12 protein-coding genes are annotated in these 14936 nt (G+C 71.0%); 1 reads left to right on the top strand and 11 read right to left on the bottom strand.

What is annotated here, in order from left to right:
- Window positions 1-58: 58 nt before the first annotated feature.
- From bamA to ACLBXP_RS16025, 4 genes are all read right to left on the bottom strand, one after another.
- Complete coding sequence (gene bamA / locus ACLBXP_RS16040; RefSeq protein ID WP_447668728.1) at window positions 59-2614, bottom strand: outer membrane protein assembly factor BamA; 2556 nt, start codon at window positions 2612-2614, stop codon at window positions 59-61.
- Between the two features lie 343 nt (window positions 2615-2957).
- Complete coding sequence (gene rseP / locus ACLBXP_RS16035; RefSeq protein WP_447668727.1) at window positions 2958-4115, bottom strand: RIP metalloprotease RseP; 1158 nt, start codon at window positions 4113-4115, stop codon at window positions 2958-2960.
- Between the two features lie 164 nt (window positions 4116-4279).
- Window positions 4280-5857 (bottom strand): DHA2 family efflux MFS transporter permease subunit, encoded by a 1578-nt coding sequence (locus ACLBXP_RS16030; protein ID WP_447668726.1) that lies wholly within the window; start codon window positions 5855-5857, stop codon window positions 4280-4282.
- A gap of 5 nt (window positions 5858-5862) precedes the next feature.
- Window positions 5863-7092, bottom strand: a complete 1230-nt coding sequence (locus ACLBXP_RS16025; protein WP_447668725.1) for an HlyD family secretion protein — start codon at window positions 7090-7092, stop codon at window positions 5863-5865.
- A gap of 114 nt (window positions 7093-7206) precedes the next feature.
- Between ACLBXP_RS16025 and ACLBXP_RS16020 the strand changes: the two genes are divergently transcribed.
- Window positions 7207-7854: a TetR/AcrR family transcriptional regulator gene (locus tag ACLBXP_RS16020; RefSeq protein WP_447668724.1), complete on the top strand. Its 648-nt coding sequence runs from the start codon at window positions 7207-7209 to the stop codon at window positions 7852-7854.
- Here the strand turns inward: ACLBXP_RS16020 and dxr are convergent.
- From dxr to ACLBXP_RS15985, 7 genes are all read right to left on the bottom strand, one after another.
- On the bottom strand, window positions 7851-9029 hold the full coding sequence (gene dxr / locus ACLBXP_RS16015) for a 1-deoxy-D-xylulose-5-phosphate reductoisomerase (protein ID WP_447668723.1): 1179 nt from the start codon (window positions 9027-9029) through the stop codon (window positions 7851-7853). The two genes, ACLBXP_RS16020 and dxr, sit on opposite strands and share 4 nt — an antisense overlap.
- A gap of 14 nt (window positions 9030-9043) precedes the next feature.
- Window positions 9044-9913, bottom strand: a complete 870-nt coding sequence (locus tag ACLBXP_RS16010) for a phosphatidate cytidylyltransferase (protein ID WP_447668894.1) — start codon at window positions 9911-9913, stop codon at window positions 9044-9046.
- A complete protein-coding gene (locus tag ACLBXP_RS16005; RefSeq protein WP_447668722.1) occupies window positions 9913-10722 on the bottom strand; it encodes an isoprenyl transferase in 810 nt (269 codons plus the stop codon). Before ACLBXP_RS16005 ends, ACLBXP_RS16010 begins: the two co-directional genes overlap by 1 nt.
- Window positions 10723-10820: 98 nt before the next feature.
- The gene (frr, locus tag ACLBXP_RS16000) at window positions 10821-11384 is read right to left on the bottom strand and encodes a ribosome recycling factor (protein ID WP_447668721.1); all 564 of its coding nucleotides are present in this window, start codon (window positions 11382-11384) and stop codon (window positions 10821-10823) included.
- A 150-nt stretch (window positions 11385-11534) separates the two neighbouring features.
- Window positions 11535-12257, bottom strand: a complete 723-nt coding sequence (gene pyrH, locus ACLBXP_RS15995) for a UMP kinase (protein ID WP_447668720.1) — start codon at window positions 12255-12257, stop codon at window positions 11535-11537.
- A 196-nt stretch (window positions 12258-12453) separates the two neighbouring features.
- Window positions 12454-13380, bottom strand: coding sequence for a translation elongation factor Ts (tsf, locus tag ACLBXP_RS15990; protein ID WP_447668719.1), 927 nt, complete (start codon window positions 13378-13380; stop codon window positions 12454-12456).
- Window positions 13381-13498: 118 nt separating this feature from the next.
- Window positions 13499-14569, bottom strand: a complete 1071-nt coding sequence (locus ACLBXP_RS15985) for a 30S ribosomal protein S2 (protein ID WP_447668718.1) — start codon at window positions 14567-14569, stop codon at window positions 13499-13501.
- Between the last annotated feature and the right edge of the window lie 367 nt (window positions 14570-14936).

Raw genomic sequence — 14936 nt, 5'->3', positions numbered from 1 at the left:
GCCTGTTCCAACGATGTGCCGCCGCGGGGGGCCTGCCGGCTCCCCCGCGGGTGCGACCTCAGAAGCGCGATCCGCCGGAGAAGCGGAACGCCTGCGTCTGATCCTTGCCGATGCGGAAGTTCGTGCCGGGGACCCGCACGCCCTCGTCCTTGGTCAGGGCGTAGGCGTAGTCGAAGCGGATCGGGCCGAGCGGCGAGTTCCAGAGGATCGAGGCGCCGATGGACGAACGGATCGCCGCCGAGTCGTGGACGTTCACGCACTCGGGCTCGACGCCGATGGTGAGCGCGCTGAAGTTGCAGGCGCCGCCGGGAGCGATGCCGTTGATGAAGGCGTCGCCGTTCACGTTGAATACGCGGCGGCCGTTGTAGCCGAACAGTGTGCCGGCGTCGGCAAAGAGCGCGCCCTTCAGGCCGAGGTCGCGGGGCAGGCCCCAGATCGGGAACTGCACCTCGACGGTGCCGCCCACGTAGGTCGAGCCACCGATGGCGTTCGAGCGGGCGTCGGCGATACCGACGTCGCGCGGGCCGATGCCGTTCGGCGCGAAGCCGCGGACGAGCGACGGGCCGAGGAAGAACTGGTCGGTGATGCGCAGCGGGTTGCCGTCGAGAGCCTGGACGTGACCGCCCTGGAAGCGGACGAAGCCGACGACGTCCTCCCACAGCTCCTTGTAGTAGCGCGCCTCGCCGGTGATGCGGAAGAACTTCGAGTCGCCGCCGAGGCCGGCGATGTCGGGCTTCAGCTCGGCGTAGAGGCCGTTGCGCGGGGAGCCGAGGTTGTCGAGGGTCGAGTACGCGACCGTGAGGCCCGCGAGCGAGGTCAGGGTGTTGCCCTGCGAGCCCTTGAGCGCGATCGACGCCTCGCCGTTGTACGCGCAGAGCGGATACTGCGCGAGGCCGCCGACGTTCTGCCCGTTGATGATCGTGCCCGGGTTGTAGACCGCGGTCACGCCGGGGATCGGCACCGAGCAGTCGTTGTAGGGGCGCTTGAGGGTGTTCGGGACCTTCAGCTCGGTGTTGTAGAGCGAGTAGCGCAGCGTCACGCCGAGCTCTTCCGTGATCGGCAGGCCGAGGCGCAGCTGGCCGCCGTAGACGGTCGTCTCGTAGCGCGAGTACCGGGTCAGGTCGCTGTACTTGTAGAAGGCGTCGAAGCCCGCCGCGAGGCGGTAGCCGAGGAAGTACGGCTCGGTGAACGAGAAGTCGAAGCCGCGGGCGTACTGGCCGCCGGTGCCGGCGACGCGCACGTACTGGCCGCGACCGAGGAAGTTCGACTCGGAGACCGAGACCTCGCCGATGATACCGTCCTGGGTGGAGTAGCCGCCCGCCACAGAGAACGAGCCCGTGGGCTGATCCTCGACGTCGATGTTGATGATCACGCGGTCCGGGGCCGAGCCGGGCTCGTTCGAGAAGCGGACCTTCTTGAAGAAGCCGAGGCCGTTCAGGCGCCGCTCGGCGCGGTCGGTGAGAACGCGGTTGTAGGCGTCGCCCTCGGTGATATCGAGCTCGCGGCGGATGACGTAGTCGCGGGTGCGGGTGTTGCCGCGGACGTTGATGCGCTCGACGTAGACGCGCGGGCCGTCCTCGACCACGAAGCCGAGGGCGACCTGGTGGGTCGCGCGGTCGCGCTGACCGGTCGGGCGGACCTGGGCGAACGGGAAGCCCTGGCGGGCGACCTGCGTGGTCACGCCCGTGAGGGTCTTCTCGACATCCTCGGCGTTGTAGACGTCGCCGACCGCGGCGCGCACCTCGCCGTCGAGGCGGCTGGTGTCGAGGCCGGGGAGGCGCGCGTCGATCGCCACGGCGCCGACGGTGTACTGCTCGCCCTCGTCGACCGTGACGGTGATGACCCAGCCGGCCTTCTCGCCGCCCTCGACGTAGCGCGCATCGGCGTTGACGACGCGGAAGTCGGCGTAGCCGTTCTTCAGGTAGAAGCGGCGGACGAGGTCGAGGTCGTTGGTGATGCGATCGGGATCGTAGACGTCGGAGGTCTTCACGAAGCTCAGGAAGTTCATCTCGGAGGACGTCATCAGGTCCTTGAGCTTCGACTCCGAGTAGGCGCGGTTGCCGACGAAGTTGATCGACACGATGCCGGTCTTGTCGCCTTCCTCAACCGTGTAGACCACGTCGACGCGGCCGTTCGGCAGATCGACGGTGCGGTATGTGACCTTGGCGGTGCCGCGGCCGGCGCGGCGGTAGAGTTCCTTGATGCGCTGGACGTCGGAGTTGACGACACCCTCGCTGAACCCGCCGCGGGCCTTCGTCTCGAGCTCGGCCTCGATGGTAGCCTTCTCGATCTTCTTGTTGCCCTCGACGAAGACGCGGTTGATCAGGTTGTTCTCGCGGACCGTGACGACCGTGCGGCCGCCCCCCTGCGAGACCTTGACGTCCGAGAACATGCCGCTCGCCAGCAGGTTGCGGCGGGCCTCCTCGGCGGATCCCGAGGCCGTGCCGGTCACGTAGGACCGGATCGTGTCGGAATCGACGCGCTTGTTGCCCTGGACGACGATCTGCTGCGCCTGCGCCGCGCCGCCCAGCGCGACGCCAGCTGCCGTGGCGGCGACTAGGACGATGGCCCGCTTCACCGACGTGCGCCGGCGCTTCCCCGTCATCGACATCATTCAATCGCCCGTCTGTATTCTTATTCGAAAGAACGGGTTCGCACCCGCAACCGAGCAGCCGTTGACCGGCCATCCCGACGTCTGGTCCCAGCCTAGCTTCTAGCGGGATTCCCCCTCGAAGCAAACGCGTGGGTCGGCCCGCAGGAGGGGATTTTGGGGAGACGTGGCCTTCGCGCCACTTAACGCTGAGAGCGAAAGAGGCGGCATCGCGGAACACGGTTAGGGAAGGGTAAATCCCTGTCCGCGCACGCGTTTCAGGAACGCCGCCGCGCGCCCGAAACGCTTCGTCAACCCTGTGGACGAGCCCCGCGCGGCCGAATGTGGCCGCGCGAGGGCGCCGGATTCAGGTGCCGCGGCCCCATGAGGCGCCAAGGTTGAGGATGTCGTTCCAGGCCGCGAACAGCATCAGCATGAGCACCAGCGCGAGGCCGATGCGGAAGCCGATCTCCTGCGCGCGCTCGCTCAAGGGGCGTCCGCGCACCGCCTCGAAGGCGTAGAACAGGAGGTGCCCGCCATCGAGGAGCGGCACCGGGAACAGGTTCAGGAGGCCGATCGAGACGGAGAGCAGCGCGATCAGCCCGACGAGGCCGCCGACGCCGCCGACCTTCGCGACCTCGCCGGAGACCCGGGCGATGCCGATCGGACCCGAGAGCTGGTCGGCCGATTCCCGGCCCGTGATCAGCTTGCCGAGGTAGGCGAAGGTACGGTCCACCACGAAGTAGGTCTCGTGGACGCCGAGCTTCAGGGATTCGAGCGGGCCGTAGCGCACGAGCTTCGCTTCCGAGCCGCTCGGGCCCTGGATGCCGAGGCGGCCGAGGCGGTGGCGGCCGAAGGGCGTGCGCTCCTCGTAGACCTCCGGCGTCGCGGTGAGCTGCTTCGCCTCGCCGGCCCGCTCCACCGTGAAGGTGAGCGTGGTGTCGGCACTCGCCGAGACCGTGCGCTGCATGGCGATGAAGTTCGACACCGCCTCGCCGTCGATCGCCGTCACGACGTCGCCCGGCTCGAAGCCCGCCCGCGCGGCTGCGCTGTTGGGCATCACGGCCTGCACGCGCGGGGGCAATTCGTAGCGGCCGCCGAGGTAGATGGCGCCGCCGAACAGGGCGATGGCCAGGATGAAGTTGGCGATGGGGCCCGCGGCCACGATGGCGGCGCGCTTTGGGAGGGGCTGCGTCGGGAAGCTGATCGCCCGCTCCTGGGGCGACATCCGCGCGAGGGTCTCGGGGTCCGGCACGCTGGCGCCGTTCGCGTCGCCGTGGAACTTCACGTAGCCGCCGAGGGGGATCGCGCAGAGCTTCCAGCGCGTGCCGCGCCGGTCGTTGAAGCCGACGAGCTCCGGCCCGAAGCCGATCGAGAAGGCGTGGACGCCGACGCCGCACCAGCGCCCGACCAGGAAGTGGCCCATCTCGTGCACGAACACCACCACGGTGAGCACGATGAGGAAGGGTATCACCGCGCCGAAGAAGCCGGCGGCGGTCCCGCCCATGGCGTTCAGGAAGTCCATGCGTCGTTTCCCAGGGTCCTCGTTCAGGGGACCACACCACAAGATCTAGCAGATCGTGCGGCGGCTCGGCCAACGCAAACCCGCGAGCGGCGCGAAGATCGTCGCAGCCGCGCGCGCCCGGCCCCGCTATCCCCGCAATGCGCCCGCCCCCGGGCGGGGGCGGCTCAGTGGCCGCCCCCGCCGCCGGCCGCCGCAGCCCGCGGCCGGCGGATCAGCGGCGTCGCGCAGGCCATGGCGAGGAACAGGCCGGTGAGGACCAGGAACACGTCCGAGAAGGCCATCAGCAGCCCCTGGATCCGCACCGTGTTCATCATGGCCTTCAGCGACATCGCCGCCGCGTCGCCGCCGAGGGGCTCGAAGCCCCGCCGCAGGCTGTCGAGCCGCTCGAGGACCTGGGCGCTCGTCCAGGTGAAGCGCTCGTGCAGCCGGGCGAGGTGCAGGTCCCAGCGGTCGTTGAGCAGGGTGTTGATGAGCGCGAGCCCCACCGCCCCCCCGAGGTTGCGCGTGAGGTTGTAGAGGCCTGACGCGTTCTTCATGCGGGCGGGCGGCAGGGTGCCCAGCGCGATGTTGTTGATCGGGATCATGCACAGCATCAGCGAGCAGCCGCGCAGCACCTGGGGCAGCAGCAGCTCCCAGAAGTCCCAGTCCTTGGTGAGCCCGGTGACGATCCAGGTGCCCAGCGCGAACCCCGAGAAGCCCAGCGCCATCAGCACCCGCGGGTCGGCGCGGGCCGAGAAGCGCCCGGCGATCGGCGCGGTCGCGAACATGCACAGCCCGGAGACGAACATCGTCTCGCCGATCTGGAGCGCCGAGTAGCCCCGGACGCGGCCGAGATAGACCGGGTAGAGGTAGGTCAGGCCGTAGAGGCCGATGCCCATCACGAAGCTGAAGATGCAGCCGGCCGCGAAGTTGCGGTCCCCGAAGGCGCGCAGGTCCACGATCGGCTCGCGCGCCGTGAAGGCGCGCCAGAAGAAGGCGAGCCCGGACACGCTGCAGACGACCGCGCAGGCGAGCACCGCCTCGTCGGCCAGCCAGTCGTGGTTCGGCCCCTCCTCCAGCACGTATTCGAGGCAGCCGAGGAAGCCCGCCATGAAGGCGAGGCCAAACCAGTCAAAGCGGCGGAACAGCTCGAAGTTCGGCTCGTCGAAATCGACCAGCAGGAATGTCGAGATCGTGACGGCGATGCCCGGCACCACGTTGATCAGGAACAGCCAGTGCCAGGAGAACAGGTCGGTGAGGTAGCCGCCGACGGTCGGGCCGATGGTCGGGGCGAGGGTCGCCACGAGGCCGATCATCGGCGAGACGATCGAGCGCTTCGAGGGCGGGAAGATCGTGAAGGCCGAGGCGAAGACCGTGGGGATCATGCCACCGCCGATGAAGCCCTGCAGCGCCCTCCAGACGATCATCTCGCCGATGGACGAGCTCGTCGCGCACATCAGGCTCATCAGCGTGAAGCCGCCCGCCGCGATCGTGAACATCCAGCGCGTCGAGATCACCCGCGACAGGAAGCCCGAGAGCGGGATCATGATCACCTCGGCGATCAGGTAGCTCGTCTGGACCCAGGGGATCTCGTCGGCCGAGGCCGAGAGGCCGGCCTGGATCTCGTTGAGGGAGGCGGAGACGATCTGGATGTCCAGGATCGCCATGAACATCCCGAAGACCATGCACAGGAACGCCACCATCCGGCGGCGGTCGAGGGGCGGCTCGGCGGGACGCGCCGCCGCCGCTGCCGTGGCGGCCATCGCGGCTACTCCGCGCCCGCCGTGCGGGTGCGGGCGCCGGCCGCCTCGCGGGTGGCTTCGCGCGTGTCGACCCGCACGGTGACCGACAGGCCGGGCCGCAGCAGGCCCTCGCGGGCGACCGCCTCGGGCACCCGCACCCGCACGGGCAGGCGCTGCACGATCTTGGTGAAGTTGCCGGTGGCGTTGTCGGGCGGCAGCAGGCTGAAGACCGAGCCCGAGGCCGGCGACAGCGACTCGACCTCGCCGACGATGTCGCGGTCCGGGTAGGCATCGACGGCGACGTGCACGGGCTGGCCCGGCCGCATGTGGGCGAGCTGCGTCTCCTTGAAGTTGGCGTCGATCCGTACGCTCTCCAAGGGAACGAGCGCCGCGATGCGCGAGCCCGGCGCCACGTAGGCGCCCGCCTCGACGGCCTTGTTGCCGACGACGCCGTCGAAGGGCGCGCGGATCGTCGCGAAGGAGAGGTCGCGCGCTGCCCGATCCTCGGCGACCTGCAGCTCGGCGGCGAGCCCCTCGGCCTCCCGCTTCTGGGCGCGCAGCACCTCGATGTTGGCGCGCGTCGCCACGAGGGCGGCTTCGGCGCCCTTCACGGTGGCCTCGGTGCGGTCGCGGTCGGCCCGGGCCTGCTCGATGCGCGAGCGCGCCACGAAGTCGGATTTCTCGAGCTGCTGCTGTCGCTGGTAGTCGGCGGCCGCCCGCACCGCATCGGCGCGCGCGGCCTCGATCTGCGCGGCGCCCTGCGCGACCTGCGCCTCCGCCGCCTCGACCTGGCGGCCGATGCGCAGGATGGTGGCCTGCTGGGTGAGAAGCTTGTCGTGCGCGGCATCGACCGCGAGGCGGTAGTCGCCGTCCTCGATGCGGGCGATCACCTCGCCCTGGCGGACCGACTGCCCGTTCCGGACCGGCACCGCGGAGAGGTAGCCGGGCACCTTCGCGGCGAGGACCGAGATGTCGGCCTGCACGTAGGCGTCGTCCGTCGAGACGAAGAAGCGCCCGACGCTCCACCACTGCCACCCGGCATAACCCCCGCCCCCGAGCGCGCCGGCGAGCAGCGCGAGGAGGACGAGCGCGCGCAGCGGCCGGCGCCTGCGGACCGGTGCCACCTCCACCGCCCCAGGACCAACCGCGACGGCGGGCACGCGCGCGACGGGGGCACCAGCCGGGAGCGGTGCCTCGTTGGGCGCCGACTCGATGGACGGGGCAGGCTCGCGGCCGTGATCGTCTCGAAGCGTCATCGCATTTCCTTTGACCGAACCGTTCGGTCAATGAGCGGCACGGATTGACCCGCACCGCGACGCTCGCCAAGATATGCTGACTGAACGGTTCGGTCAATCGAGAGGGTGGCGGGAATGGCGGTGGCGGAAGCCCTGGAGCGCGGCGAGGCGAAGCTCACGCCTGAGGCGGACAAGCGGCGCCAGATCCTCGACGGCGCACGGGCGGTGTTCATGGCCGCGGGCTTCGACGGCGCCAGCATGGGCGAGATCGCCAAGCAGGCCGGCGTCTCGAAGGGCACGCTCTACGTCTACTTCGACAACAAGGAGGCGCTGTTCGAGGCGCTCACTGTGCAGTCGAAGAAGCAGCTCGCCGAGGCGCTGTTCCGGCTCGACCCCGAGGATCCGGACGTCCGCACCACCCTGACGGAGCTCGGCCGGACCTACCTCGTGGAGATGGGCCGCTGCGAGCACGTCTCGATCGTCCGCATGGTGATCGGCGCCTCGGAGAAGTTCCCGCGGCTCGGGCAGACCTTCTTCGAGGCGGGGCCGGCGCAGGGGGTGGCGCGGCTCGCCGCCTACCTCGACCGGCAGGTGGCGGCCGGGCGCCTGCGGGCCGCCGACACCGAACTCGCCGCCCGGCACTTCCTGCACCTCTGCCAGGCGGGGCTCCTGACGCGCCTGCTCTTCAACGCGGGCGGCTCGGTGAGCGAGGCGGATGTCGAGTACCGGGTGACCGAGGCCGTGCGGGTGTTTCTCGCCGGATACGGTCCCGAAACGCCCTAGCCCGCGGCGCGAAGCTCCGGCAGCGCCTCGGCGCTCCAGGCGCGCACGTGCGCGTCGATGGCCAGCGCCTCCTCCACGTCGGCCGGCGCGGTGCGATAGGTGCCCGCGAAGTGCGTGCAGGCGCGCTCGACGAGGCCGGCGATGTCGTAGAAGGCGATCTGCCCCCGGATGAAGGCGGCGACCGCGATCTCGTTGGCGGCGTTCATCACCGTGGGCGCGGCGGCCCCGTCGGCGAGGGCCGCGCGGGCGATCGCCAGGCACGGGAAGCGGCCCTCGTCTGCCGGCTCGAAGGTGAGGCTGCCCGCCGCGGCGAGGTCGAGGGTGCGTCCGCGGGCGATGGTCAGGCGCTCGCCGAGGCCGAGGCAGTGGGCGATCGGCACGCGCATGTCGGGCATCGCGAGGCCGGCCGTGACGGCGCCGTCGCGCCAGTACACGAGGCCGTGGACGATCGATTGCGGGTGCACGATCACGTCGAGGCGGGCCGGCTCCAGGGCGAAGAGGTGGTGGGCCTCGATCAGCTCCAGCCCCTTGTTCATCAGGGAGGCGGAATCGATGTTGATCTTCATGCCCATCGACCAGGTCGGGTGGGCGGCCGCCTCCGCCGCGGAGGCGGCTGCGATCCGCTCGCGGGTCCAGGTCCGGAACGGGCCGCCGGAGGCCGTGATGGTCATCTTGGCGACGTCCGCGATCGCGCCCTCGCCCAGCGCCTGGGCCAGGGCGTTGTGCTCGGAATCGACCGGCAGGAGCTTCGCGCCGTAGCGGGCGGCGTCGCGCATGAAGGCGTCGCCGGCGCAGACGAGGCTCTCCTTGTTGGCGAGCGCCACGGTGCGGCCGAGGCGCAGGGCCGCGTGGGTCGGCTTCAGGCCGGCGGCGCCGCTCACCGCCGCCACCACGATGTCGGCCTCGCGCGCGACCGCTTCGAGCACGGCCGCCTCGCCGGCGCCGTTCGGGATGCCCGAGCCGGCGAGCGCTTCGCGCAGCTCCGGGCCGCAGGCCTCGTCGGCCAGCGCCGCGAACTGCGCGCGGGTCTCGCGGGCGAGCTTGGCCAGCGCCGCCGCATCCTTGCCGCCCACCACCGCGCCGACCCGGAACCGGTCGGCGTGCTGGGCCAGGAGGTCCATGGTGGAGCGGCCGATCGAGCCGGTGGCGCCGAGGATCGCGACGGTGAGGGGCACGGGGGGTCGCTCCGTCAGGCCGCGAGCGCGCGGCGCAGGATGAGGGTGAGGCCGGCCAGCAGCGCCACCGCGAAGAAGCCGTCGAGCCGGTCCATGACGCCGCCGTGGCCGGGGATCGAGCGGCCGGAATCCTTCACGCCGTACCGGCGCTTCAGGGCCGATTCCACGAGGTCGCCGGCCTGGCTCAGGACCGAGGCCGCGGCGCTGAGGGCCGCCACGAGGACGAGGGAGGTTCCGGCCAGCGGGCTCCAGCCCTCCGCCCGCGCGAGGGCGACGAGAAGCGTGCCGGCCGCGACGCCGCCGACGAGGCCGCCCACCGCGCCGGACCACGTCTTCTTCGGCGAGACCGCGGGCATCAGCTTCGGGCCCCCGAAGGTGCGGCCCGTGAAGTAGGCGATCACGTCCGTCGACCAGACCACGGCGAACATCCAGGCGGGTCCCAGGATGCCGATCAGCGGGTCGTCGCGCAGCGCCGTGGGTACCAGGGCGATGACCGCGCCGCCGAGGAGGCCGCCGAGCGCCCGCAGGCGGCCGCGGCCGTCATGGGCGAGGCCGAGGACGAGCGCGGCACCGATGCCGAGCACCGCGAGGCCGACCCAGGGCGCTGCCGCGGCGTGCAGGCAGAGCACCAGGAGGGCGAGGGTCGCGGCGATGACGGCGGTGAGGGCCCGGCGCGGCAGGGTCCGGCTCATGCCGATCCATTCGGCGGCCCCGACGATCGCGGCGGCGAGCCAGATCACCGCGAAGGGCCAGCCCCCCACGATCAGCGCCGAGACCACGACGGCGGCCAGCACGACGCCGGAGAAGACCCGCAGGCCGAACTCGCGCCCGCCGAAGGGGCCGCGGCCGGCGGTGGCGGGCGCCGCCTCGCCGCGCGGTCCCATCATCCGGCCCGCTGGCTCAGGCCGCCGAAGCGGCGGTCCCGCCGGTGGTACTCGTCGATGGCGGCCGCGAAGGCGGCGTGGTCGAAGTCCGGCCAGAACTCCGGCACGATGACGTACTCGGCATAGGCCGTCTGCCAGGTCAGAAAGTTCGAGAGCCGCTGCTCGCCGGAGGTGCGGATCACGAGGTCGGGGTCGGGGATGCCGGTCGTGTCGAGGGCCCCCGTCATGGCATCGATGTCGATAGCCTCCGGCGCGAGGCGCCCCGCCGCCACGGCGTCCGCGAGCCGGCGCATCGCCCGCACGATCTCCTGGCGGCCGCCGTAGTTGAAGGCCACCACCAGGGTGAGGCCGGTGTTGCCTCGCGTGCGCTCCTCGGCCTCGGCCAGGATGCCGGCGATGTCGGCGTGCAGGCCCTCGCGCTCGCCGATGATGCGCACGCGCACGTTGGCGCCGTGCAACTCGGACAGGTCGCGCCGCACGAACAGCTTGAGGAGGCCCATCAGGTCGGCCACCTCGGCCGGGGGCCGCCGCCAGTTCTCGGAGGAGAAGCCGTACACGGTGAGGTAGCGGACGCCGAGCTCGATGGCAGCGCGGACCGCCCGGCGCACGGCCTCGACGCCGCGGCGATGGCCCTCGACGCGCGGCAGGCCGCGCCCGGCCGCCCAGCGCCCGTTGCCGTCCATGATGATGGCGACGTGCTCGGGGGCCGCGCGCCCCACCTGGGCCGGTCGCGCCTCCACCCGTGCGGCCGCCTGACTTTCGCTCATCATGCCCGCCTCGACCTGGCGCGCGTGCTCGGAACGCTCCACGCGCCTCTCCCCTTACCTCACGCCGACGTGGCAGCGGAGTACAACCTCAGGGCTTTTTTCAGGTCGCGAAGGTCGTCCCGCGCCGGCCCGGCAGGGTCTCACACCTGCATGATTTCCTTTTCCTTCGAGGCGAGCACGCCGTCGATCTCGGCGATGTGGTGGTCCGTCGCCTTCTGGACCTCGGTCGCCTGCCGCTTCTCGTCGTCCTCCGAGATGGCGCTGTCCTTCAGGAGCTTCTTGAGGTGGTCGAGACCGTCCCGGCGCACGTGGCGGACGGCGACGCGCGCCTCCTCCGTGTACTTGTGGGCGACCTTGACCATCTCCTTGCGGCGCTGCTCGTTCATCTCGGGGATGCGCAGGCGGATGGTCTGCCCCTCGGTCTGCGGGTTGAGGCCGAGGTCGCTCTCACGGATCGCCTTCTCGACGGCCGAGATCATGCTGCGGTCCCAGACCGAGATGCTGAGCAGGCGGGGCTCCGGCACGCTGACGGTCGCGACCTGCGCCATCGGCATCATCGCGCCGTAGGCGTCGACCTGGATCGGGTCGAGGAGGCTCGGCGTGGCGCGGCCGGTGCGCAGCGAGCCGAGGTCCTTGGAGAGCGAGGCCACGGCGCCCTGCATGCGGCGCTTGATGTCGTTCAGGTCGAAGTCCGGTGTGGCCATATCCTGCAGTTCCCGAGGCGTGCCGTTCGCGAATGGGGCCGGGCCCCGAGGCCCGGTCGCGTCGCGGCTTCAATGAACGAAAATCCGGAGGGTCGCAAATGGATGCGTGGCTCACGTCCCGCGCGGGACGAATCCCGCCTGTGGTGCCCCTTACGGCACGACGTGGGTCGCGGGCGCGGCGCCGGTCAGGATGGCGGTGATCGAGCTCGGCGCGTGCACGGATCCGACCACGATGGAGAGGCGGCTCTCGCGGGCCAGGGCGAAGGCCGCGGTGTCCATCACCTTGAGGTCGCGCGCGATGGCCTCGTCGTGGGTGATGCGGTCGTACCGGATGGCGTTGGGGTCCCGCTTCGGATCCGCCGAGTAGACGCCGTCGACCTGGGTGGCCTTCAGGACGGCCTCGCAGCGCAGCTCGGCGGCGCGCAGCACCGCCGCGGTGTCGGTCGTGAAGTAGGGGTTGCCGGTGCCGCCCGCGAGGATCACCACCTGCCCCTTGTCGAGGTGGTGGAGCGCGGGCTGGCGCGCGAAGGTCTCGCAGATCGTCGGCATCGAGACCGCCGACATGGTGCGCGCCGTGACGCCGGCCGCGTTGAGGGCCGTCTCCAGCGCCAGCGAGTTCATGACCGTCGCCATCATGCCGAGCGAATCGCCGGTGGCGCGGTCGATGAAGCCGGCCGCCGAGATGCGGGCACCGCGGATCATGTTGCCGCCGCCGACCACCAGGGCGATCTCGATCCCGGTCTCCATGGTGCGGGCGATGTCCTCGGCGAGGCCCGCGAGCGTCGGGGGATGCAACCAGTAGCCGTCCGGGGCGGCGAGCGCCTCGCCGGAGAGCTTCACGAGGACGCGGCGGAACGGCGTCGTCTCCGGCATGGGCCACCCCCTCGTCACCGGCCCGAACACGCCGGCCTCGACTCGAAACGCCGGCCCGCGAGGCGGGCCGCGGTGGCTTCTACTTAAGCGGGCGTGGGCCGTCGAGGGGAGAAACGCCGAAGGGCTCCCCGTCCGTTCCGGGACGGGGAGCCCTTCGGTGGCGCGCGGGGGACCCGCCGGAGCGGGCCCGCCGCGATCAGGCGCGGCCGGCCTGCTGGGCGACCTCGGTGGCGAAGTCCGGGCCCTCTTCCTTCTCGATGCCCTCGCCGAGGGCGTAGCGCACGAAGCCCGTGAGCTTGACCGGCTTGCCGAGCTTGCCCTCGGCCTCCTTGAGCACCTGCGCGACCGACTTCGAGCCGTCGTGCACGAAGGGCTGCTCCAGGAGGGTGACCTCCTTGTAGTAGGTCTTCAGGCCGCTCTCGACGATCTTCTGCAGGACGTGGTCCGGCTTGCCGGCGTTCTTCTCGCGCAGGATGTTGCCCTCGCGCTCCAGCGTCGCGGCATCGACGCCGGACGCGTCGAGCGCCACCGGGTTCGTCGCGGCGACGTGCATGGCGATCTGGCGGCCGAGGGTCGAGAGCGCGTCGACGTCGGCCTCGGAATCGAGGGCGACGAGCACGCCGATCTTGCCGAGGCCCTCGCTGACCTGGTTGTGCACGTAGCTCGCGATGACGCCCTTCTGGACGTCGAGCTTGGCGACGCGGCGCAGGTTCATGTTCTCGCCGATCGTGGCGATGAGGCTCTGCAGCTTGTCCGTGACGGTCGTCGCCTCGCCCGGGAAGTGGGCGGCCTGCAGCCCTTCGAGGGTGCCGTCGGTGTTGAGGGCGGTCTTGGCGGCCTCGCGCACGAAGGCCTGGAAGCCGTCGTTGCGGGCGACGAAGTCCGTCTCGGAGTTCACCTCGACGATCGCGGCGTGGTGGCCGGACGACTCGACGGCGACGAGGCCCTCGGCGGCGACGCGGCCGGCCTTCTTGGCGGCCTTGGCGAGACCCTTCTTGCGCAGCCAGTCGACCGCGGCCTCGAGGTCGCCGTCCGTCTCGTTGAGGGCGCCCTTGCAGTCCATCATGCCCGCGCCGGTCTTCTCGCGGAGCTCCTTCACCATCGCGGCGGTGATGTTGGCCATGGCGGGTCCTTTCTGTCGATCAGATGAAACGGAGCCCGGCGCTCGAGGGGAGAGCGCCGGGCTCGTGTGACGGTGTCGGTTCCTGTCCCCGCCGGCGCGCGCCGGGGGCCCAGGCAGGTCAGGCGGCGGCGGCGGCCTCGACGAAGCCGCGGGCCTGGTCGACCCAGCCGTCGCGGCCGAAGCGGCCGTTGAGCTTCAGGTCGGCATCGACGCGGGCGACGTCCTCGGGGGTCATCGCGGCCACCTGCCAGTAGTGGTAGATGCCGGCATCGTTGAGCTTCTGGACGATCTGCGGACCGGCGCCGTTCAGCTTGGTCAGGTCGTCCGGCGCGCCGCGGGGGGCGGCGAGCAGCTCAAAGTGCTCGGTCGACTCGGCGAGCGCGGCCACGTCGGCCTGGTCGATCGCGCCCGACTCCACGGAGGCGGCGGCGACGTCGTCGTTCGCCGGCAGCTCCTCGGCCATCGGCTCCTCGGAGGCGCCGAGGTCGACGCCCGAGGTGCCCTGGCCGCGGGAGATGCCGTCGATCGCCGCGCGGGCGATGAGATCGCAGTAGAGCGCGATGGCGCGGCCGGCGTCGTCGTTGGCCGGGACCACGTAGGTGATGCCGTCCGGGTTGCAGTTCGTGTCGACGATCGCGGCGACCGGGATGCCGAGGCGCTGGGCCTCCTTGATGGCGAGCTGCTCCTTGTTCGTGTCGATCACGAACAGGAGGTCGGGCACGCCGCCCATGTCCTTGATGCCGCCGAGCGCCTTCTCGAGCTTCTCCTTCTCACGGGAGAGCATCAGGCGCTCCTTCTTGGTGAGGCCCTGGCCGCCGCCCTCGAGGGTCTCGTCGACCTTGCGCAGGCGCTGGATCGAGCCCGAGATGGTCTTCCAGTTCGTCAGCATGCCGCCGAGCCAGCGGGAGTTGACGTAGTACTGCGCGGACCGCTTGGCGGCCTCGGCGATGGTGTCGGCCGCCTGGCGCTTCGTGCCGACGAACAGCACGCGACCGCCGCGCGCCACCGTGTCGCTCACGGCCTGAAGGGCCTGGTGCAGCGCCGGGACGGTCTGGGCGAGGTCGATGATGTGGATGTTGTTGCGGGTGCCGAAGATGTAGGGCTGCATCTTCGGGTTCCAGCGGTGGGACTGGTGCCCGAAATGGGCGCCCGCCTCGAGGAGCTGGCGCATAGAGAAATCGACGGCCATGATCTGGGTTCTCTCCGGTTGATACCGCCGCGGAGGAAGCGACCGGCTGAGACCAGCCGGCCACCGGAAACGCCTCATTCAGGCATGAGGCCGGCTCCGCGTGTGGGATGGGCGGGGCCTTACCAGAGCGGGCCTGCGGACGCAAGGCAGCCGCGAGCCGCGCCGTCCCGGACGACCGCCCCGGTTGCGATCACCCGGATTCCGCCGCGGGATAATCTTGGATCCTCTGATCGGCCGCCTTCCCAAAACAAACTTCAAGTGTATTAATGCAACCTTAGCGAGGTTACCCGGCGCCCGACCGGCCTCGCTCGTCGCCGGTGACCGGCGGCGCGACCGCTCGGCCCGGGGGCCGAGTCCGAAGGGGGCC

It is taken from the genome of Methylobacterium sp. A54F (genome assembly GCF_053346035.1).
This window is presented reverse-complemented; position numbering and strand designations above follow the sequence as displayed.

Coding starts and splice junctions, on each gene's coding strand:
- bamA (WP_447668728.1), bottom strand. CDS start 2,614: ATGATGTCGATGACGGGGAAGCGCCGGCGCACGTCGGTGAAGCGGGCC.
- rseP (WP_447668727.1), bottom strand. CDS start 4,115: ATGGACTTCCTGAACGCCATGGGCGGGACCGCCGCCGGCTTCTTCGGC.
- ACLBXP_RS16030 (WP_447668726.1), bottom strand. CDS start 5,857: ATGGCCGCCACGGCAGCGGCGGCGGCGCGTCCCGCCGAGCCGCCCCTC.
- ACLBXP_RS16025 (WP_447668725.1), bottom strand. CDS start 7,092: ATGACGCTTCGAGACGATCACGGCCGCGAGCCTGCCCCGTCCATCGAG.
- ACLBXP_RS16020 (WP_447668724.1), top strand. CDS start 7,207: ATGGCGGTGGCGGAAGCCCTGGAGCGCGGCGAGGCGAAGCTCACGCCT.
- ACLBXP_RS16010 (WP_447668894.1), bottom strand. CDS start 9,913: ATGGGACCGCGCGGCGAGGCGGCGCCCGCCACCGCCGGCCGCGGCCCC.
- frr (WP_447668721.1), bottom strand. CDS start 11,384: ATGGCCACACCGGACTTCGACCTGAACGACATCAAGCGCCGCATGCAG.
- pyrH (WP_447668720.1), bottom strand. CDS start 12,257: ATGCCGGAGACGACGCCGTTCCGCCGCGTCCTCGTGAAGCTCTCCGGC.
- tsf (WP_447668719.1), bottom strand. CDS start 13,380: ATGGCCAACATCACCGCCGCGATGGTGAAGGAGCTCCGCGAGAAGACC.
- ACLBXP_RS15985 (WP_447668718.1), bottom strand. CDS start 14,569: ATGGCCGTCGATTTCTCTATGCGCCAGCTCCTCGAGGCGGGCGCCCAT.